16 protein-coding genes are annotated in these 18347 nt (G+C 62.7%); 10 read left to right on the top strand and 6 right to left on the bottom strand.

Going from position 1 to position 18347, the window contains the following annotated elements; translation table 11 throughout:
- Window positions 1-41 precede the first annotated feature (41 nt).
- Together ACMT3I_RS04830 and zapE are read right to left on the bottom strand one after the other, a co-directional pair.
- A complete protein-coding gene (locus ACMT3I_RS04830) occupies window positions 42-1262 on the bottom strand; it encodes an ammonium transporter (RefSeq protein WP_414803297.1) in 1221 nt (406 codons plus the stop codon).
- A 213-nt stretch (window positions 1263-1475) separates the two neighbouring features.
- Complete coding sequence (gene zapE, locus ACMT3I_RS04825; RefSeq protein ID WP_414803296.1) at window positions 1476-2531, bottom strand: cell division protein ZapE; 1056 nt, start codon at window positions 2529-2531, stop codon at window positions 1476-1478.
- A 183-nt stretch (window positions 2532-2714) separates the two neighbouring features.
- On the opposite strand from zapE, the gene ACMT3I_RS04820 reads away from it, so the two are divergent.
- Both ACMT3I_RS04820 and ACMT3I_RS04815 read left to right on the top strand, forming a co-directional pair.
- Window positions 2715-3617 (top strand): sulfurtransferase, encoded by a 903-nt coding sequence (locus tag ACMT3I_RS04820; protein WP_414803295.1) that lies wholly within the window; start codon window positions 2715-2717, stop codon window positions 3615-3617.
- Window positions 3618-3640: 23 nt separating this feature from the next.
- Window positions 3641-4081, top strand: coding sequence for a SufE family protein (locus ACMT3I_RS04815; protein WP_414803294.1), 441 nt, complete (start codon window positions 3641-3643; stop codon window positions 4079-4081).
- A gap of 15 nt (window positions 4082-4096) precedes the next feature.
- Here ACMT3I_RS04815 and ACMT3I_RS04810 read toward each other — a convergent pair whose 3' ends face one another.
- A complete protein-coding gene (locus ACMT3I_RS04810; protein WP_414803293.1) occupies window positions 4097-5326 on the bottom strand; it encodes an alpha/beta hydrolase family protein in 1230 nt (409 codons plus the stop codon).
- Between the two features lie 25 nt (window positions 5327-5351).
- On the opposite strand from ACMT3I_RS04810, the gene ACMT3I_RS04805 reads away from it, so the two are divergent.
- The 4 genes from ACMT3I_RS04805 (at window position 5352) to ACMT3I_RS04790 (ending at window position 10578) form a co-directional block, all read left to right on the top strand.
- Window positions 5352-5948: a DUF3000 domain-containing protein gene (locus ACMT3I_RS04805; protein ID WP_414803292.1), complete on the top strand. Its 597-nt coding sequence runs from the start codon at window positions 5352-5354 to the stop codon at window positions 5946-5948.
- The gene (locus tag ACMT3I_RS04800) at window positions 5941-7137 is read left to right on the top strand and encodes a ribonuclease D (RefSeq protein WP_414803291.1); all 1197 of its coding nucleotides are present in this window, start codon (window positions 5941-5943) and stop codon (window positions 7135-7137) included. Before ACMT3I_RS04805 ends, ACMT3I_RS04800 begins: the two co-directional genes overlap by 8 nt.
- 76 nt (window positions 7138-7213) lie before the next feature.
- Window positions 7214-8413: a thiolase family protein gene (locus ACMT3I_RS04795; protein ID WP_414803290.1), complete on the top strand. Its 1200-nt coding sequence runs from the start codon at window positions 7214-7216 to the stop codon at window positions 8411-8413.
- Window positions 8414-8415: 2 nt separating this feature from the next.
- A complete protein-coding gene (locus ACMT3I_RS04790; protein ID WP_414803289.1) occupies window positions 8416-10578 on the top strand; it encodes a 3-hydroxyacyl-CoA dehydrogenase NAD-binding domain-containing protein in 2163 nt (720 codons plus the stop codon).
- A 70-nt stretch (window positions 10579-10648) separates the two neighbouring features.
- Here ACMT3I_RS04790 and ACMT3I_RS04785 read toward each other — a convergent pair whose 3' ends face one another.
- Window positions 10649-11626 (bottom strand): aldo/keto reductase, encoded by a 978-nt coding sequence (locus ACMT3I_RS04785; protein ID WP_414803529.1) that lies wholly within the window; start codon window positions 11624-11626, stop codon window positions 10649-10651.
- Window positions 11627-11786: 160 nt separating this feature from the next.
- A complete protein-coding gene (gene dxs, locus ACMT3I_RS04780) occupies window positions 11787-13742 on the bottom strand; it encodes a 1-deoxy-D-xylulose-5-phosphate synthase (RefSeq protein WP_414803288.1) in 1956 nt (651 codons plus the stop codon).
- 140 nt (window positions 13743-13882) lie between these two features.
- On the opposite strand from dxs, the gene ACMT3I_RS04775 reads away from it, so the two are divergent.
- Together ACMT3I_RS04775 and ACMT3I_RS04770 are read left to right on the top strand one after the other, a co-directional pair.
- On the top strand, window positions 13883-15361 hold the full coding sequence (locus ACMT3I_RS04775) for a carboxylesterase/lipase family protein (RefSeq protein WP_414803287.1): 1479 nt from the start codon (window positions 13883-13885) through the stop codon (window positions 15359-15361).
- 143 nt (window positions 15362-15504) lie between these two features.
- The gene (locus ACMT3I_RS04770) at window positions 15505-16218 is read left to right on the top strand and encodes a DedA family protein (RefSeq protein WP_414803286.1); all 714 of its coding nucleotides are present in this window, start codon (window positions 15505-15507) and stop codon (window positions 16216-16218) included.
- Window positions 16219-16282: 64 nt separating this feature from the next.
- Here ACMT3I_RS04770 and ACMT3I_RS04765 read toward each other — a convergent pair whose 3' ends face one another.
- Window positions 16283-16819, bottom strand: coding sequence for a GNAT family N-acetyltransferase (locus tag ACMT3I_RS04765; protein WP_414803285.1), 537 nt, complete (start codon window positions 16817-16819; stop codon window positions 16283-16285).
- A gap of 75 nt (window positions 16820-16894) precedes the next feature.
- On the opposite strand from ACMT3I_RS04765, the gene ACMT3I_RS04760 reads away from it, so the two are divergent.
- Complete coding sequence (locus ACMT3I_RS04760) at window positions 16895-17581, top strand: DJ-1/PfpI family protein (protein ID WP_414803284.1); 687 nt, start codon at window positions 16895-16897, stop codon at window positions 17579-17581.
- Between the two features lie 104 nt (window positions 17582-17685).
- Window positions 17686-18333: a LysE family translocator gene (locus ACMT3I_RS04755; RefSeq protein ID WP_414803283.1), complete on the top strand. Its 648-nt coding sequence runs from the start codon at window positions 17686-17688 to the stop codon at window positions 18331-18333.
- Window positions 18334-18347: the final 14 nt, after the last annotated feature.

The following is an 18347-nucleotide window of genomic DNA, read 5'->3' as shown; positions in this document are numbered from 1 at the left end:
CTCACCGCCCACCGCCCGAAGGCGTCTGCCGTGATTATTGACTAGACCGTTTCGAGTGCGTAGCCCTCTTCGCCGTGGACGAAGGTGTCGACACCTGCGAGCTCGTCTTCGTGCTTGATGCGGAATCCGATGGTCTTCTCGATGGCGAAGCCGAGCACCAGCGCGATGACGAAGGAGTAGATCATCACGGAGAATGCTGCGATCGCCTGGACGGTGAGCTGACCGAAGTCGCCACCGGTGAACAGGCCGGTGTCGATGGCGAAGAAGCCGAGGTACAGCGTTCCGATGAGGCCACCGACGAGGTGGATGCCGACGACGTCGAGCGAGTCATCGAAGCCGAGCTTGAACTTCAGTTCGATCGCCATGGCACAAACTGCACCGGCGAGTACACCGAGGAGCAGTGCCCAGCCTGGTTCGAGGTTTGCACACGCCGGGGTGATGGCGACCAGACCGGTAACTGCACCGGATGCCGCTCCAGCAGCAGTCGCCTTGCCGTCCTTGACCTTCTCGACGATGATCCAGCCGATGATTGCCGCGGCCGTTGCACCGAGGGTGTTGATGACGATGATGCCGACGTTCTCGAGCCCGTTCAGCCATTCAGCACCGGCATTGAAGCCGAACCAGCCGAACCACAGCACTGCGGCTCCGATGAGCACCAGAGGAACGTTGTGCGGCTTGGTGATGCCCTTCTGGAAGCCGACACGCTTGCCGAGGACGATGGCCAGCGCAAGCGCTGCGGCACCGGCGTTGATGTGGACTGCGGTACCACCTGCGTAGTCGATCACAGCGGGGAGGCCGAGAGTGTCACCGAGGCTCATGATCCAGCCGCCGCCCCAGACCCAGGCCGCAACCGGGAAGTAGACGAGCGTCGCCCAGATACCGGCGAAGATCATCCATGAGCCGAACTTGGCGCGATCAGCGATCGCTCCCGAGATCAGCGCGACGGTGATGATCGCGAAGGTAGCACCGTATGTGGCGCCCAGCAGGTCGGTGTTGGCCGAATCGCCCGTTGCCAGTGCGCCGAGACCGAAGTCGGAGAATGGGTTGCCCGCAAACTGCGTCGGGCCGTCGACTGCGCTCATGTTGAAGCCGTAGAGAATCCACAACACGCTGATCAATCCCAGTGCGCCGAAGCTCATCATCATCATGCTGACGACGCTCTTGGCCTTGACCAAACCGCCGTAGAAGAATGCGACGCCGGGGGTCATAAACAGAACCAATGCGGTGGCTGTTATTCCCCAAGCAATGCTGCCCGTGTCCATAGGTTGTCCTCACACCTCTCGAGTTTCAGGTTTACCGCGAGTGAGGCTGTGTTCACGAGGAGCACGTCCATCTCGGGTATGCCCATACTCGATCCTCGACATTTCGACAGGTACCCCGGGATGTTTCGAGCCGGTTACGGACAGGCCGATGATGTTAAAAGGATGTTTCGGAACCCCATGAAACCGTTGTGGGGCGCTAACCGCCGTGGCGCATTAAGCGCTGTGCGGAGGTAGCTCCCCCGTGGTCAGCGCGACCATCCGAGACTGCGACCGCTGATACTTCTTGCGGTAGCCGCCATTCATCATGTCGGCGTCGAAGACGTCATTCAGCGCCAGGCCGCTTGAGATGATCGGGATCTCGGCGTCGTAGACGCGGTCGATGAATGCGACAAGCCGCAACGCATCGGTCTGATTGGTGAGCAAGAAGGCATCCCTGATGCCGATGACATCGACGTTGCGGATCAGCTTGATGTATTTCGACGGATGCACGGTCGCCAGGTGGCGCATCAGCGCACCGAAGTCATCTTCAGTCACGCTCGAACCACGCTGGATCAGTGAATCGACCATGTGATCGAGTCCTTCCGGCTCCACTGTCGTTGCGCGCCCCTCGGTGTCGCGGCGGCGATAGTCGAGGCCATCGATTCGCAGCGTCTCGAAGTTCGACGACATGGCCTGGATCTCGCGCATGAAGTCGGAGGCAGCGAACCTGCCCTCACCCAGAGAGTTCGGTGGCGTGTTGGATGTCGCCGCGACCCGGGTTCCCGTTGCGATGAGTTCGCCGAGCAGCCGGGTCATCATCATCGTGTCGCCTGGGTCGTCGAGTTCGAATTCGTCGATGCAGATCAGCTTGGCGCCCTTCAACTGAGCGACGGTGTCTGCGAAGCCGAGGGCACCGACAAGAGCGGTGTATTCGATGAATGTGCCGAAGTACTTCGGCCCTGGCGCCGCGTGCCAAAGCGAGGCAAGCAGGTGGGTCTTACCGACACCGAAGCCACCGTCGAGATAGATACCGGGCAGTTCAGCCTTCACCTTGCGGTTGCGAGAGAAGAATCCTCCCGGCCGTTGCTGCGCACGCCAGACTCCAGCGAACTCACCCAGTCGCGATACTGCCGCGGCCTGCGACGGAAAGTCGGCGTCAGGTCGATACGACTCGAATGAAGCGCTCTCGAACTGGGGCGGTGGAACCAGATCGGCAACGATCTCTGCACCGGTGATGTTCGGTGTGCGATCGATCAACCGATCGGCCCGCTGAGTGGCGCCGTGCGTCATATCCGATTTCCCGTATCTCTCGGTCAGGCAACACTGAAGTCTGGGCTTCACGTGTTTCAAAGGGTTACCGCATGTAAGCGGTGCTCGCCCGGATTGCGTAGATTCGATACGCGGGCAGGTCACAAGCCTAATCCGCACTCACCCCGATTTCTTGCGCCGGCCGGCGCCCTCTGGAGGTTCACCATGTCAGTCGAACTCGACCCGGCACCGAAATTCGCCGCGTATGCCCACCCGGAGCGTCTAGTCTCGACCGACTGGCTGCAGGAACATCTCGGCACCCACGGTCTGGTCGTCGTCGAGTCAGACGAAGACGTCATCCTCTACGAGACAGGCCACATCCCTGGAGCCGTCAAGATCGATTGGCACACCGACCTCAACGATCCGGTCGAGCGCGATTTCATCGGTTCGGACGAGTTCGCCAGGGTCCTCGGATCCAAGGGGATCGCGCGTGACTCGACAGTGGTGATTTACGGCGACAAGAACAATTGGTGGGCCGCTTACGCCCTCTGGGTCTTCACTCTCTTCGGCCACGAAGACGTTCGTCTGCTCGACGGCGGGCGCGACAAGTGGATCGCCGAAGGCCGGGAACTGACCACTGCAGCCACTCCCGTTGATCAGGCCGACTACCCGGTTGTGCCACGCAACGACGCACCGATTCGCGCATTCCGTGAGGACGTGCTCGCACACTTCGGCAACCCGCTGATCGACGTGCGTTCGCCCGAGGAGTATTCGGGCGAACGGACCACGATGCCGGCTTACCCCGAGGAGGGTGCTCTGCGCGGCGGCCACATTCCGTCAGCAGCTTCAGTGCCGTGGGCACGCGCTGCGGCACCGGATGCGACCTTCAGGTCCCGCGAGGAGCTCGAGGCGATCTACCGAGGCGAGGCCGGGCTGGCCCCGGGCGACAATGTGATCACATACTGCCGGATCGGTGAGCGTTCAAGCCACACCTGGTTTGTACTCACCCACCTGCTCGGCTTTGATGGCGTGCGTAACTACGACGGCTCCTGGACAGAATGGGGCAGCTCAGTGCGAGTACCGATCGCGGTCGGCAACGAACCCGGTGAAGCCCCAGCTCCGCGCTAGAACGGCGTGGGACACTAGTCGAGATGACTTCAACAGAACTTCCCGCCAAGCTGACTGAGATCCGAGAGGATTTCCTCTCCCTTGAGCAATCGGACCGCCTGCAGCTCCTGCTCGAGTTCTCGGGCGAACTCCCCGGGCTGCCTGAGCGCTACCAGGATCATCCCGATCTGTTTGAGCGCGTGGTGGAGTGCCAGTCACCGGTCTACATCTTTGTGGAGGTCGACGAGGCAGGTGCGGTTCATCTCTACGCGACAGCCCCCAGGGAGTCGCCGACCACGCGCGGCTTTGCGTCAATCCTGGCGCAGGGCCTTGATGGCCTGAGCGTCGACGCCGTGCTCGACGTTCCGGATGACTACCCACTGACGATCGGACTGACACAGGCTGTCTCTCCCCTGCGAATCAGAGGTATGACAGCCATGCTTGCCCGCACTAAGCGCCAGCTTCGGGAGCGCACCGCTTCGTAAGCGGTAACCGTGTTGCTAACGAGTGACGACGGCCAACCACTCGGCGATCGCCGCATTCCACTTGTCACGGTCGTAGTTCCACAGTCGCGTGTGGGTAGCCACGGTGAACGGCACGAATGTGACGATGTCTGGCCGAAGCTCGGCGAGCTGCCTGGATGCCGTTGATGGCACGTAACCGTCATCATCGCTGTGCATCACGAGCATCGGCAGGGCGAGTTCGCCTGCCCTGGCCACGAAGTCGAGCCGATGAAAATCGATCGGCGCTTCCTGACCGGTGAACAGTCCGCCCCAGCGCTGACTGAGCACATGTACCGCTCCCACTGCGACAGGAGCCGGCAGCCGCAGTAGCTTGCCCTGGTAGGCCAGAACGTCATTCCAATTGACGACCGGAGAGTCCAGCACGATCCCGTTGATCAGCTCGCGGTGCGTCGACCTGGTTGCCGCCTGCAGCACGATGGCACCGCCCATCGACCACCCCATCAGCACCACGCTTGTAGCTCCGTGGGCCGCCGCGTACTCGAGCGCGGCATCGACGTCCTGCCACTCGGTGTCGCCCAGACCGTAGCGCTTGTCGTTGCTCTGGGGTGCGTCACCATCGTTCCGATACGACACAAGCAACGCGGTGAAGCCAGCCTCGTGGAATACCGGCAGTGCCCGCAGCGCTTCCTGCCTGCGCACTCCCCTGCCGTGCACCTGGATCACCCACCGACCTGACTGAGCTGAGTGTGCTGAAGGAATCAGCCAGGCCGGGGCGTTTCCGAGCGACGTGGGAATTTCGACGTTCTCGAACGGCAGCTCGAGATCCCAGGGTCCCAAATAGAACCAGGCGCCGGTTCTTCCGCGTTTCGCCGAGTGGATGTCGCCGAAATCGACATCGATCAGGGTGCGGGTCACCGTTGTCGGCGTCGACGAGAGGATTTCTCCAATCCTCGCGTGACCGGTGTCCTTGTTGAACCACAGCCCATATCGGCCAGGCAGAATCGTTTGACCCGTCGAATTGAGAGTCACGGTGTGCGCGTGATCGTCGACACCGAGGATCCGCACGTCCTCTTCGTTGCGAGTCGGTGGCGTCACCACCTTTCGGGCCATGACGGCCGCGAGCGTCGACAAGGCAGCGGCAGCAAAAATTGCTGCAGTCCCGATTGCTAACCCCGAGAGCTCAGCGACCGAGAGTGATTGACGATCTCGACCACGTTTGCGCACCAGGCACACCTCCAGAAGTTCGGCGTGCCGGAGCGACAGCACCTGGAAAAAACTCTAGTCTGCAGAAGTGCCCGAAACACAAGATCAGCAACCGCCACCAGCGGTCTTCACCGCAGCCTGCGAGTCAATTCGCGCAAGTGCTACCCGCGACGACCTTGTTGTTCACGAAATGACTGCCCCATCCGGCCTCGCGCCGTACGCAATCGCCTTCGCCGCCGATGTCAAGCCAGCCAGGCATGGCAGCGACTCCGACCTCGGTACCGGTCGCTTCGTTCTGCTCTACGACCCGGAAGAGCCCGAAGAGTGGGGTGGCGCGTTCCGTGTCGTCTGCTTCGCTCAAGCCCCGCTCGAAACCGACATCGGACTCGATCCGTTCGTCGCTGAAGTCGCGTGGTCCTGGCTCGTCGATGCACTCAAAGCCCACGGTGCCCACTACGAGGCCGCATCAGGCACTGCCACCAAGATCATTTCCTCAGGTTTTGGTGAACTCGCACAGCAGGGCGACGGCGCGCAAATTGAACTTCGGGCGTCTTGGACGCCGCTGGGTCGTAACCTGGCATCACATTTGGAAGGCTGGGGTGAGCTCCTGTGCATGCTGGCCGGGTTGCCCCCGGCAGGCGAAGGCGTGAGTTCGCTGGCTGCCAGGAGGGCCGCACGTGGCTGATCATCAGGTCATCGATACTCGGGATGACTACCTTGCAGCGATTGAGACGTTGGCGCAGGGAACAGGGCCCATCGGTATAGACGCTGAACGCGCATCCGGATTCACGTATTCGCAACGTGCATACCTGATCCAGGTGTTCAGACGCGGCGCAGGCACGTTCCTGTTCGACCCGCCGGCCATCGGCAGCTTCTCCGAGCTGAACGACGCGTTCTCCGATGAAGTATGGATTCTGCACGCGGCAAGCCAGGATCTCGCCTGCCTGCGCGAGGTCGGCATCGACCCGGCTACCATTTTTGACACCGAGCTCGCTGCCCGGCTGCTCGGCATTCCCCGAGTCGGCCTCGGCACTGTCGTCGAGGAGCTGCTCGGCACGCATCTCGCCAAGGAGCATTCGGCAGCCAACTGGTCGACCAGGCCGCTGCCAGAGTCGTGGCTCGTCTACGCGGCGCTCGACGTCGAGTTCCTTCCGGATCTGCACGATCGTATGGTCGAGATGCTCGCCGAGGCAGGCAAGACTGAAATCGCAGATCAAGAATTCGCTGCAACCCTCGCTAAGGAAACAAAGGCGCAGCGGCCAGACCCGTGGCGAAAGTTGTCTGGTGTGCACTCGGTGCGCGGCCAGCGCAACCTCGCGATTGCGCGTGAACTCTGGCAGGCACGGGATGAGCTCGCGCAGCAGCTCGACGTCTCGCCGGGCAGGCTCGTACCTGATGCCTCCCTTGTCGCCGCAGCCCGGGTCGCGCCGGCATCCAAGCATGCGCTGGCCGAACTGCGTGAGTTCAGCGGACGCGCAAGCCGAAGCGAGCTCGATCGCTGGTGGACCGCCGTGCAGGCAGGTCTTACCACCGAAGACCTTCCATCGTTCAAGACCAACGGTGATACGTTGCCCCCGCCGCGCTCGTGGGCCGACCGCAACCCTGAGGCAGACGTGCGATACAAGGCTGCTCGTGCGGCCCTGGTCGTCCGAGGCGAAGAGCTCGAGATCCCCATCGAAAATCTGCTCACGCCTGAGTATTTGCGTCGTTTGGCCTGGACTCCGCCGGAGCCTGTCACGGTTGAATCTGTGTCGGACGCACTCCGCACGCTCGGCGCCAGGCCGTGGCAGATTGAAGCAACTGCACAGTTAATCACCGATGCCTTTGTGGAAGCCCACCAAACGATCGACGCGGCACCGGAATCGGATTCGTAGAAACAGTCAAAGGATTCTGTCTGTAATTTTGCCCCCCGTAGGATCGTTTTTGATCTGATCCAACAATGGAGGCAAAGTGGCCGAGAGAGCAGAAGTCGTCTTCGTCGATGGCGTTCGTACCCCGTTTGGGCGCGCCGGCGAAAAAGGCATGTATTGGAACACCCGGGCAGACGACCTGGTGGTGAAGGCGATCATCGGCCTGATGGAGCGAAACCCTGGCGTGCCAGGCGATCGCATCGATGACGTCGCAATCGCTGCAACGACCCAGACCGGTGACCAAGGCCTGACGCTCGGCCGCACGGCCGCGATCCTGGCCGGGCTGCCGAAGTCAGTGCCCGGATTCGCCATCGATCGTATGTGCGCCGGCGCGATGACATCCGTCACCACCATGGGCTCAGCTATCGGTTTCGGCGCGTACGACCTGGCCATAGCCGGTGGCGTCGAGCACATGGGACGACACCCCATGGGTGCCGGCGTCGACCCCAACCCCCGGTTCCTCTCTGAGCGACTCGTCAGCGAAGACGCACTCGCGATGGGGGCGACAGCGGAGCGCATCCACGACCGTTTCCCCTCGTACACGAAAGAGCGGTCAGACCGCTATGCACTGCGCAGCCAGCAGAAGGTTGCCGCTGCATACGAGGCGGGCAAGATCCAGCCCGATCTGGTGCCAGTCGCCATCCGCAGCGAGTCAGGCTGGGGCCTGGCCACACGTGACGAGGCGCCCCGTCCCGAGACGACAATGGAGGGCTTGTCCGCGCTGAAGACTCCGTTCCGTCCCCACGGCCGAATCACTGCCGGTAACGCATCGGGTCTGAACGACGGTGCGACGGCCTGCCTGCTCGCCAGTGGCGACACAGCCACGGAGCTCGGCCTCTCCGTCAAGATGACGATGGTGAGCTTCGCCTTCGCCGGCGTCGAGCCGGAGGTCATGGGCCTCGGTCCCGTCCCGTCGACGGAGAAGGCGCTGCGTAAGGCAGGCCTCTCCATCACTGACATCGGCCTGTTCGAACTGAACGAGGCGTTCGCCGTGCAGGTCATTTCGTTCCTTGACCACTTCGGTATCGACGACGACGACCCCAGGGTCAACGAGTGGGGCGGCGCAATCGCCATCGGCCACCCGCTGGCGTCCTCAGGCGTGCGTCTGATGAACCAGCTCGCCGCGCAGTTCCGCGAGCACCCTGAGGTCCGTTACGGACTGACTGCGATGTGCGTCGGTCTCGGCCAGGGCGGCACAGTTATTTGGGAGAACCCGCACTTCAATCGGAAGGCAAAATAGCGATGACCGACTACTCAACAATCGACTTCGGCCCGCTCGTCGCGCTGTCTGACGACGAGGTCGTCACCCACTCATATGTGCGTGACGTTCCGATCTCTGGTGGCCGCACCCTTGCACTTGTCACCCTCGACAACGGACGCGATCACACCAGGCCGAACACCCTCGGCCCGGTAACCCTGCTCGAGTTCGCAGCGGCAATGGATGCTCTGAAGGAGCGTGCAGCTCGCGGAGAGGTCCACGGTGTCGCCGTTACGGGTAAGCCGTTCATCCTGGCCGCCGGTGCAGACCTGAGCAAGGTCGCCGAGATTCCGTCGTTCGCCGTCGGCAAGCAGCTGGCACAGCTCGGCCACTACGCCCTCGGCAAGCAGTCAGAGCTGGGTGTGCCGTCGTTTGTGTTCATCAATGGGCTGGCACTCGGTGGCGGCCTGGAAATCGGTCTGAACGCCGATTACCGCACCGTCGACGAATCGGTTCCCGCGATCGCACTGCCCGAGGTGTTCCTCGGCCTGATTCCCGGCTGGGGCGGTGCGTACCTGCTGCCGAATCTCATCGGCATCGAGAACGCCCTCAAGGTCGTCATCGAGAACCCGCTCAAGAACAACCGCACGCTCAAGGGCAAAGATGCTCTTGGGCTCGGTATCGCGGATGTGATGTTCCCGTCATCGATGTTCCTGGAGAAGTCGATCGCCTGGGCCGACGGCGTTATCGCCGGCACCACCAAGGTGTCCAGGCCCAACACCCCGGGCAAGGTTGAACGCCTCGTCAAGTGGGATGCCGCGGTCGGCATCGCCCGCAAGATGCTCGAGAGCCGCATCGGCACAGTCGCGAAGTCGCCATACATGGCACTTGACCTGCTGAAGGCAGCCAAGGGCGGCACCAAGGCCGAGGGCTTCGAGCGAGAAGACGACGCACTTGCCACACTCGTGACCGGTGACCAGTTGCAAGCGAGCATCTACGCATTCAACCTGGTGCAGAAGCGCGCCAAGCGGCCTGCTGGCGCTCCGGACAAGTCCCTCGCCAAGCCGATCACCCAGGTTGGCGTCATCGGCGCAGGGCTGATGGCCAGCCAGTTCGCCCTGTTGTTCGTTCGTCGCCTGCGGGTTCCCGTCGTCATCACCGACCTCGACCAGGCCCGTGTCGACAAGGGTGTCGCGTACATCCACGATGAGATCGCCGCCCTCGAAGGCAAGGGACGCATCACAAAGGATGAGGCCAACCGCCTGCAGGCCCTTGTGACCGGCACCACCAACAAGGCGGACTTCGCTGATTGCGATTGGGTCATCGAGGCTGTCTTCGAAGAACTCGGCGTAAAGCAGGCAGTCTTCGCCGAAATCGAGCAGTACATCGCTCCGGACGCCATCCTGGCAACGAACACGTCGTCGCTCTCCGTCGAACAGATCGGCGCAGAACTTCAGCATCCAGAGCGCCTGGTCGGCTTCCACTTCTTCAACCCGGTTGCAGTGATGCCGCTGATCGAGGTCGTGAACGCCCCGCAGACGAACGAGCAGAGCCTGTCAACGGCAATGGTCGTCGCGGGTAAGCTGCGCAAGACTGCCGTGATCACCAAGGACACCCCTGGTTTCGTGGTCAACCGCATCCTGGCGAAACTGCTCGGCGAAGCGATGAACGCAGTCGACACTGGCACCCCGTTCGATGTGGTCAACCACGCGCTCGACTCGTTCGGCCTGCCGATGACCCCGTTCGAGCTGCTCGAGCTCGTCGGCCTCAAGGTCGGGGCTCACGTGCTCGACACGCACCACGCGGCATTCCCCGATCGTTTCTTTGAGAGCGAGAACCTGCACAAGCTCGCAGAGTACGGCCGCATCCTCGAGCGCGACTCGAAGGGCAAGGTCAAGGGCTTCGACAAGGGCGCCGTGAAGATCGTGTCAGGCGGCACGACGGCGATGACGGGCGACGAGATCCTTCGTCGAGTCGAAGATGGCCTGGCAGACGAAATCAAGCGGATGCTCGACGACGAGGTTGTTCACGCGGCCGAAGACATCGACCTCTGCATGATCCTCGGTGCAGGCTGGCCGTTCCAGATGGGTGGCATCACGCCATACCTCGACAGGGTCGGCGCCAGCGAACGCGTCTTCGGTGACACGTTCCACCACCCGCCTGTGCGCGGCGTAGGCAGCGAGGCCCTGGTCTCGGCCAGCGCGTAGCGGCCACACACAGGGCGGGCCCGACCATGAGATGATCGGGCCCGCCCTGTGTGTGAAGCGATCAAGCAGTTCAGCGGTTCAGCGGCGTCATATCCGCGTAGCGATCCCCGGCGGGCGCCTCGATTGCATCCAGAGCAGCGAGCTGGTCGGCACTGAGTTCGAGGGCATCAGCTCTTACGTTTTCTTCAAGCCGTTCAACCCGCTTGGTACCCGGTATCGCCGCGATGTCATTGCCCTGCGCCACCAGCCACGCCAGGGCAACTTGAGCCGGAGTGGCATCAAGCTCGGCCGCCACAGCATCCACCTGCTGGACGATGCGCGCGTTGGCCGCCAGGTTATCGACCTCGAAACGGGGGTTGGCCCGGCGGAAGTCATCGGCGTCGAACTGATCAACCGAGCGGATGGCTCCGGTGAGGAACCCCCGCCCGAGCGGCGAGTACGCGACGAAGCCGATGCCAAGTTCGCGCAGTAGCGGCAGGATTTCGGCTTCGGGGTCTCGAGTCCAGAGCGAGTATTCGGTCTGCAGAGCGGTCATCGGATGCACAGCATGGGCACGCCTGATGGTCTCTGGTCCCGCCTCCGAGAGTCCATAGTGATGGATCTTGCCCTCGCTGATCAGCTCAGACAGTGCCCCGACTGTTTCTTCGATCGGAGTGTTTGGGTCGACTCGGTGCTGGTAGTACAGGTCGATACGGTCAGTGCCCAGACGGGTCAGTGACCCTTCGACAGCCAGCCGCACGTTTTCTGCGCTGCCGTCAAGGCCGCGTGACCCGTCTCCCCTGTGCAGGATCGTGCCGAACTTCGTGGCAATCACCACCTCGTCGCGCCGTTGCACGAGTGCGCGTCCCAGCAGTTCCTCATTGAGATACGGGCCATACATCTCGGCGGTGTCGAGTAGCGTCACGCCTAAGTCGATTGCGCGGTGGATCGTCCGGATCGATTCGGCATCGTCGCTGCCTGCACCCGAATAGAAAGCAGACATTCCCATGCAGCCGAGCCCAAGGCGCGATACCTCGAGGCCACCGGTTCCCAGCGTGATGTGCTTCATGGTCGACAACCCCTGCTCCCTGCCGCCGGAGCACCTCAGACAGAGGGTGAGACGGTCTCCAACGACCGGCCAAACGCTAACCCTGTCCGGTGGGGCAGGCAACCCTCGGCGCCCAGCCTGTGGCACCACCTAGGCGGATTCTCAGGCTCGGCCCCTGGCGCTACTCTGCGGGGCGCTGCGTGAGCGGAATCGAGCCGGTGTTCGTACCGTCTGCGGACAGCGGCCTGGCCCGCGGCAACTTGCTGCCGAGCACCATATCGATCACGTCGCGGGCAATCTGCTGCGAGGTGAGGCCAGCATGCTCCAGGATCTGAGCACGCGTTGCGTGGTCGAGGAACTCGTCTGGCAGCCCCAACTCGGTCACCGCGGTGTCGACGCCGGCTTCACGCAGGTCTTGACGGATGCGCGTGCCGATGCCACCGACCCTGATGCCATCCTCGATACTCACCACCAGGCGGTGCGACCTGGCCAGTTCGATGACGCTCTTCGGCACAGGAACGACCCAGCGCGGGTCGATGACCGTCGCGCCGATCCCCTGGGCTGCCAAGCGCTCCGCAACTTCGAGGCCCATGCCGGCCATCGGCCCGACTGTCACGATCAGCACGTCGTGCTGGACCGACTCGTGCAGCACGTCGACGCCGTCGTCAAGGCGACGAAGAGCCGTGAATTCAGTACCGGTGCTGCCCTTGGGGAAGCGCAGCACGGTCGGTGCGTCTTCGACGGCGACAGCTTCGGCGAGTTCTTCTCGCAGGCGGATCGAGTCACGTGGTGCAGCAAGCTTGATGCCTGGCACTACCTGCAGGATCGCCAGGTCCCACATGCCGTGGTGACTGGGGCCGTCGGGGCCTGTGACACCGGCCCTGTCAAGAACGAAGGTGACGCCTGCCTTGTGCAGTGCGACATCCATCAACACCTGGTCGAACGCACGGTTCATGAAGGTGGCGTAGAGGGCGACTACCGGGTGAAGTCCGCCGAAGGCGAGGCCGGCAGCGGATGTCACGGCGTGCTGTTCTGCGATCCCCACGTCGTGAACGCGGTCGGGAAAACGCTCTGCCATGCGGTGCAGACCTGTCGGACGGAGCATCGCCGCAGTGATACCGACAAGACGGGGATTGGCCGTGGCCAGATTCAGCAGCTCGTCGGCGAATACCGAGGTCCAGCTCGGGTTGCCTGCAGCTTCGACAGATTCGCCTGTCTCTGGGTCTATCTGACCGACGGCGTGGAACTGGTCGGCTGTGTCCTGGACGGCAGGGTCGTAGCCCTTGCCCTTCTGAGTGATCGTGTGCACGATCACCGGCGCGCCGTAGCCCTTCGCCTGGGACAGTGCCTCCTGGAGAGCGTCGAGGTCGTGACCGTCGACGGGGCCGATGTACTTGATGTCGAGGTTGGAGTACAGCGCCTCGGTATTGGAGAACCGGCTGAGGAACCCGTGAAGGCCGCCGCGCACACCGCGATAGACAGCTCGTCCTGGAGCGCCGAGGTGGTCGAACGCCTCACGACTCGACAGGTAGAGGTTTCGGTAGCTGCGCCGGGTGCGCACCGTGTTGAGGAAGCGAGCCATGCCACCGATCGTCGGGGCATAGGAGCGACCGTTGTCGTTGACGACAATGATCAGGCGACGGTCGTTGTCGTCGCTGATGTTGTTCAGCGCTTCCCACGTCATACCGCCGGTGAGTGCGCCATCGCCGACGACTGCAATGACGTGTCTGTCGTTCTGGCCGGTCATGGTGAATGCGCGAGAAATGCCGTCTGCCCACGACAGTGAGCTTGACGCGTGTGAACTCTCGACAATGTCGTGCTCGGACTCTGAACGCTGCGGATAACCCGCGAGGCCGCCGCTCTGGCGCAGCCTGCTGAAGTCCTGACGCCCGGTCAGGAGCTTGTGTACGTATGACTGGTGTCCGGTGTCGAACACGATCGCATCCTTGGGCGAGTCAAAGACCCGATGGATGGCGATCGTCGTCTCGACAACACCCAGATTGGGGCCGAGGTGCCCGCCTGTCTTTGCGATCTCCTGTACGAGGAAATCCCTGATCTCGGCGGAGAGCTGCAGCAGCTGATCCTTCGAGAGAGCATCGAGGTCGCGAGGACCTTTAATCGACTCGAGGAGGGTCATGCACTACCTTTCATGAACCGGCAAGCCGGTCGAACAGTTCTCGCAATTCTACGCTGCTCGGCTGGGTGAGCACGTGGTAAAGCGTCCACGTCCCAATGTCGGGCATGATGAGCGTGGAATGAGCGCCCGTAGGGAGAACCATGACACAGCCTGAAACTACCGGAGCAGACATCGCTCCGGCCGTTGTAATCGAGACCGGCATCATCCGCGGACTTCGCGTCGCCGGCGTCGACAGATACCTGGGCGTGCAGTATGCCGCTGCCCCTGTCGGCCCGAACCGTTTCGCTCCCCCACAGCCGGCGCCGTCGCACGACGATGAACGCGACTGCGGGCGTCACGGACCGACGCCGCCACAACTCCCGTACTCCGGCGGCATGGAGCGATATTTGTCGACGGTGACAGTGCCGGGCGATGAGATCTTGAACCTGGCGATCTGGGCGCCGTCCGAGACGCCGACCGTGCGCTGGCATCCGGTGATCGTCTGGATACACGGCGGCTCGTTGACGCGTGGTTCGAATGCGCTGCCCGTCTACGACGGGACAGCCTTCGCCCGCGACGGAGCGGTGTTCATCAGCGTCAATTACAGGCTCGGCGCTGAGGGGTTCTCGGTGATCGATGGAGCTGACACCAATCTCGGCCTTGCCGACATCGTTGCAGCGCTCCGCTGGGTACGCCGCAATGCTGCCCAGTTCGGTGGAGACCCCGACAACGTCACGGTGATGGGTGAATCGGCAGGTGCAATCTGTATCGCAGCGCTGCTTGCCCATCCAGACGCCCGCGACCTGTTCGACAAGGCGATCATGCAGAGTGGACCACCGGATGCCAGACCCCGAGCGAAGACCAAGGGGATCAGCGATCTGATGGCCAGGAACCTGGGTGTGAAGGCGACCCGTGCCGCCTTCGCCGGAATCAGGGCAGATCGACTTCTCGAGGCCCAGCGCGAAGTAACCGCCGGCACCACTCCCCTGACCGGTGGCCCGGCATTCAACCTCACGATCGACGACAATCTGATTCTCGCCGACCCGGCCGAAGCGATCTCCGTCGGAGCGGGATCCGACATCCCCCTGCTCATCGGGTCGAACACCGAGGAATACCGACTCTGGTTCATTCCTACCGGGCTGCTGAAGAAGATCGGCTGGCTGCACATCGCCGCGGCCATGCTCACGTTCAAGATCTCACCACGCACTGTGGCGATGTATCGCCGCAACCGCCCCGGTGCCAGCGTCGGCGAATTATTCGGGGCACTGGCCACCGACTTGTTGCTGCGGGTACCCATCAACAAGATCGCCGACGCGCGCCTGACCGAACGGGAGGCGGCGACCCACGTGTATGAATTCTCCTGGCGCTCACCCGTCGAAGATCTCGGTGCCTGCCACGCACTGGAACTCGGCTTCGTCTTCGACGCCCTTGCCAGCGAGGATGCCACGGCCCTAGCGGGTCCAGACGCACCCCAGCCTCTCGCCAGCGCCATGCACTCGGCGTGGGTGGAGTTCGCCAGGTCAGGAAACCCGGGCTGGCCGGCCTGGAACGCCTTTCGACCTGTGAAGGTCTGGGACGGCGATGCCAACCCCGTTACGCACGCACCTCGCGACGCTGAACGCGCAGCGTGGCGCAAGTAGGGCACTCTGGCCGACACTACCGCTGCGTACCGATCGCTGGCTGCTCAAAGGGCTCTCCCCAGCATGCCTGTTATTCTCAAAGCTGATACGTGCCGTGTGATGAATACTTCTGGCCGCGGCCCGCCGAAAGGAACCTCCTTCCCATGCACCCCACCCTCCTGGGTATCGACTTTCTTGATGCCGACTGGCTGATCCACTGGTTCGGTCCGTTCATCCTGATCGGCGTCGCAGCCGTCATCTTCGCGGAGACCGGCCTGATCGTGCTCTCGTTCTTGCCCGGCGACTCCCTGCTGTTCACCGTTGGATTGCTGACGGCGACTGGATTTGTCGACTTCCCGATCTGGCTAACAGCTGGGGTCATTTTCGTCGCGGCATTCGCCGGTGACCAACTCGCGTACTTCCTCGGCCGAAAAGCCGGGCCGGCGATCTTCAGGCGTAAAGAGAGCAAGTTCTTCAACCCCGCGAATGTTGAGCGCACCAATGCCTTCTTCGAGAAGCACGGCGGCAAGGCAATCATCCTGGCGCGCTTCTTGCCAGTGTTTCGGGCTTTTGTTCCCGTTGCAGCAGGTGTTGGCCGGATGAGCTACCGCACATTCATCTCGTTCAACCTGGTCGGCGCATTCCTGTGGGGCGTCGGTCTCACCCTGGTCGGCTTCTTCCTCGGCCAGATCGAGTTTGTCGCCACGTACTCCGAGTTCTTCATCATCGGCATCATCCTGATCTCGGGAATTCCGATCCTGCTCGAACTGAGCAAGGCCGGGCGCACTGCCCTCCGCACCCGTCGGTCTCGCGCCGCGCAGGCCGACGAGCGGCCCATCGCATCCGACGACGCGAAGTCACTCGCAACGTCAGACTGAGCGGCAGAGCGGCCCGGCGGTAGGGCGGCCAGGCACGCCCGGAATCAATCGCACGCCCGATTGGTCATCGCTGGTTTGACCTGTGACCGTTGGTGACTCGGTATTTGAATCCTATGTGCGACCCAGTGAAGCCCAAACGCTCGTAGAACCGGTGCGCGTCGCGCCGTGCGGCGTCGGATGTCAATTGCACAAGGCTCGAACCAAGTTCGCGGGCTGCGACATCCGTTACCCACCGCATCATGGCGCTGCCGATGCCGCTCGAACGTTGATCGCCCCTGACTCGCACCGCCTCCACCAGAAGGCGCGTTGATCCCCTCCTGGCCATTCCCGGGATGCGCGTCAGTTGCATTGTGCCGACCAGAGTGTCAGAAGCGTCGACGGTCACGATGAGGGCGTTCGCCGGGTCCGAGACGATTGCGCGGAGCGCCGCGAGGTACGCAGGTCGGTCGTCTGCATCGCCGACATCGCCGCGTGTGGCACTGATAGTGTCGTCGGCCAACAGCTGCATGAGGGCGTCGAGGTCCCTTTCGGTGGCATTGCGAAGCGTGACAGAGCCATTCCGTATCGCGAGAGAAGCCGGCAGCGAGAGATCCTTGAGCATCTCACCAGTCTGACGCATACCGGAACAGGGCCATCGGATGCGTTCCGACCTGCTTGTCATCGCTATGTTTGAGACATGCTTGACGCCGAGATCACGATTGTCGTAGCGCTTTTCCCGCAGCTCACTCAACTGGATTTCACCGGCCCCGCGCAGATCTTCGCCCGGATGAGCAATACCCGCGTTGTTCTCGCGGCACGAACTCTCGACCCGGTCGTGACGGACTGCGGGTGGGCGATCGTTCCCACCGCAACGTTCGATACCGCCCCGCCGTCGGATGTGCTCTTCGTCCCGGGAGGAGCGGGAGCGTTCGACGCCATGCTTGACAGCGATGTGCTTCGCTTCATCCGCCGCCAAGCCGACGCGGCCTCCTTTGTCACGTCCGTCTGCACGGGTTCATTCGTTCTGGGTGCCGCGGGACTCCTCAAAGGAAAACGAGCCACCAGCCACTGGGCATCCCTCCACATGCTTTCCGAGCTGGGCGCAATTCCCACGAGCGAGCGGGTCGTCCGCGACGGCGCGGTCATCACTGGTGCTGGAGTATCTTCCGGTATCGACTTTGCGCTCTCTCTCGTGGAAAACCTTCGAGGTCGTGAAGCTGCAGAGCGAATCCAGCTGACCATCGAATACGACCCTGAGCCGCCCTTCGCAACGGGATCCCCGAAGAACGCTCCCCCGGACTGGATCACGGCGGGCCGGCGAGACGCCGAAGCGACAAGGCTGGACCCGGTGCGGCAAGCGGCTGCCGCGCTGTCCGAGAAATAGCCGACGACGACACAGGTGCATCGTGCCTGAGCTCTAAGGAATGGGAGACTGGGTGCAGCATCGAGGGGGATGCCCGTTGAATCCACCTCATGAAAGAAGCGTGCATGATCTCGTTGTCCGCCGCCGCCGGTATCGCTCTCATCGAGCTTGGGCTCGCCCTCACCCCCGGGCCGAACATGATGTATCTGGTCTCTCGCAGCATCGGCCAGGGATGGCGTGCCGGGTTGATGTCACTGTCCGGGACCGCGGTTGGCTTTGTTGTGTACATGGTCATGGCCAACCTAGGGTTAGCGGCAATCTTCCTCGTCGTCCCGTGGCTGTTCATCGCACTGAAGGTCACGGGCGCCATCTACCTCCTCTGGCTCGCCTACACGACGCTTCGGCCGGGAGGGAAATCGCTGTTCGAGACCAATGAACTTCCTCGGGACTCGTTCGGCAAACTCTTCCGTATGGGGCTCCTGACGAATCTGCTCAACCCGAAGGTCGCGATCCTCTACCTCGCGCTCATCCCGCAGTTCATCGACCCTGCCGCCGGCAGCATCGTGGCACAAGGATTCCAGCTCGGCGCGATCCAGATCCTCGTCGGCGTCGCGGTTAACGGTGCGATCATCTTGGCCGCAGGCTCAGTCGCCCTGTTCCTGCAGCGCAAGCCCGCATGGATACGCTGGCAGAAATGGGTCACTGGCACACTCCTCGGCGCGATCGGCCTGAAACTCGCGATTGACGCGCCAGCCCCCGCTGGCACCCCATAAGGTCGGCACTCGTG

Source organism: Leifsonia sp. A12D58 (assembly GCF_047530025.1).
In the GTDB taxonomy this organism is placed as follows: domain Bacteria; phylum Actinomycetota; class Actinomycetes; order Actinomycetales; family Microbacteriaceae; genus Cryobacterium.
Note: the sequence above shows the minus strand (reverse complement) of the source record. Positions and strands in the feature narration are given on the sequence as shown.

Coding starts and splice junctions, on each gene's coding strand:
- ACMT3I_RS04820 (WP_414803295.1), top strand. CDS start 2,715: ATGTCAGTCGAACTCGACCCGGCACCGAAATTCGCCGCGTATGCCCAC.
- ACMT3I_RS04770 (WP_414803286.1), top strand. CDS start 15,505: ATGCACCCCACCCTCCTGGGTATCGACTTTCTTGATGCCGACTGGCTG.
- ACMT3I_RS04755 (WP_414803283.1), top strand. CDS start 17,686: ATGATCTCGTTGTCCGCCGCCGCCGGTATCGCTCTCATCGAGCTTGGG.
- ACMT3I_RS04830 (WP_414803297.1), bottom strand. CDS start 1,262: ATGGACACGGGCAGCATTGCTTGGGGAATAACAGCCACCGCATTGGTT.
- ACMT3I_RS04790 (WP_414803289.1), top strand. CDS start 8,416: ATGACCGACTACTCAACAATCGACTTCGGCCCGCTCGTCGCGCTGTCT.
- ACMT3I_RS04765 (WP_414803285.1), bottom strand. CDS start 16,819: ATGCTCAAGGATCTCTCGCTGCCGGCTTCTCTCGCGATACGGAATGGC.
- dxs (WP_414803288.1), bottom strand. CDS start 13,742: ATGACCCTCCTCGAGTCGATTAAAGGTCCTCGCGACCTCGATGCTCTC.
- ACMT3I_RS04775 (WP_414803287.1), top strand. CDS start 13,883: ATGACACAGCCTGAAACTACCGGAGCAGACATCGCTCCGGCCGTTGTA.
- ACMT3I_RS04760 (WP_414803284.1), top strand. CDS start 16,895: ATGCTTGACGCCGAGATCACGATTGTCGTAGCGCTTTTCCCGCAGCTC.
- ACMT3I_RS04815 (WP_414803294.1), top strand. CDS start 3,641: ATGACTTCAACAGAACTTCCCGCCAAGCTGACTGAGATCCGAGAGGAT.
- ACMT3I_RS04785 (WP_414803529.1), bottom strand. CDS start 11,626: ATGAAGCACATCACGCTGGGAACCGGTGGCCTCGAGGTATCGCGCCTT.
- zapE (WP_414803296.1), bottom strand. CDS start 2,531: ATGACGCACGGCGCCACTCAGCGGGCCGATCGGTTGATCGATCGCACA.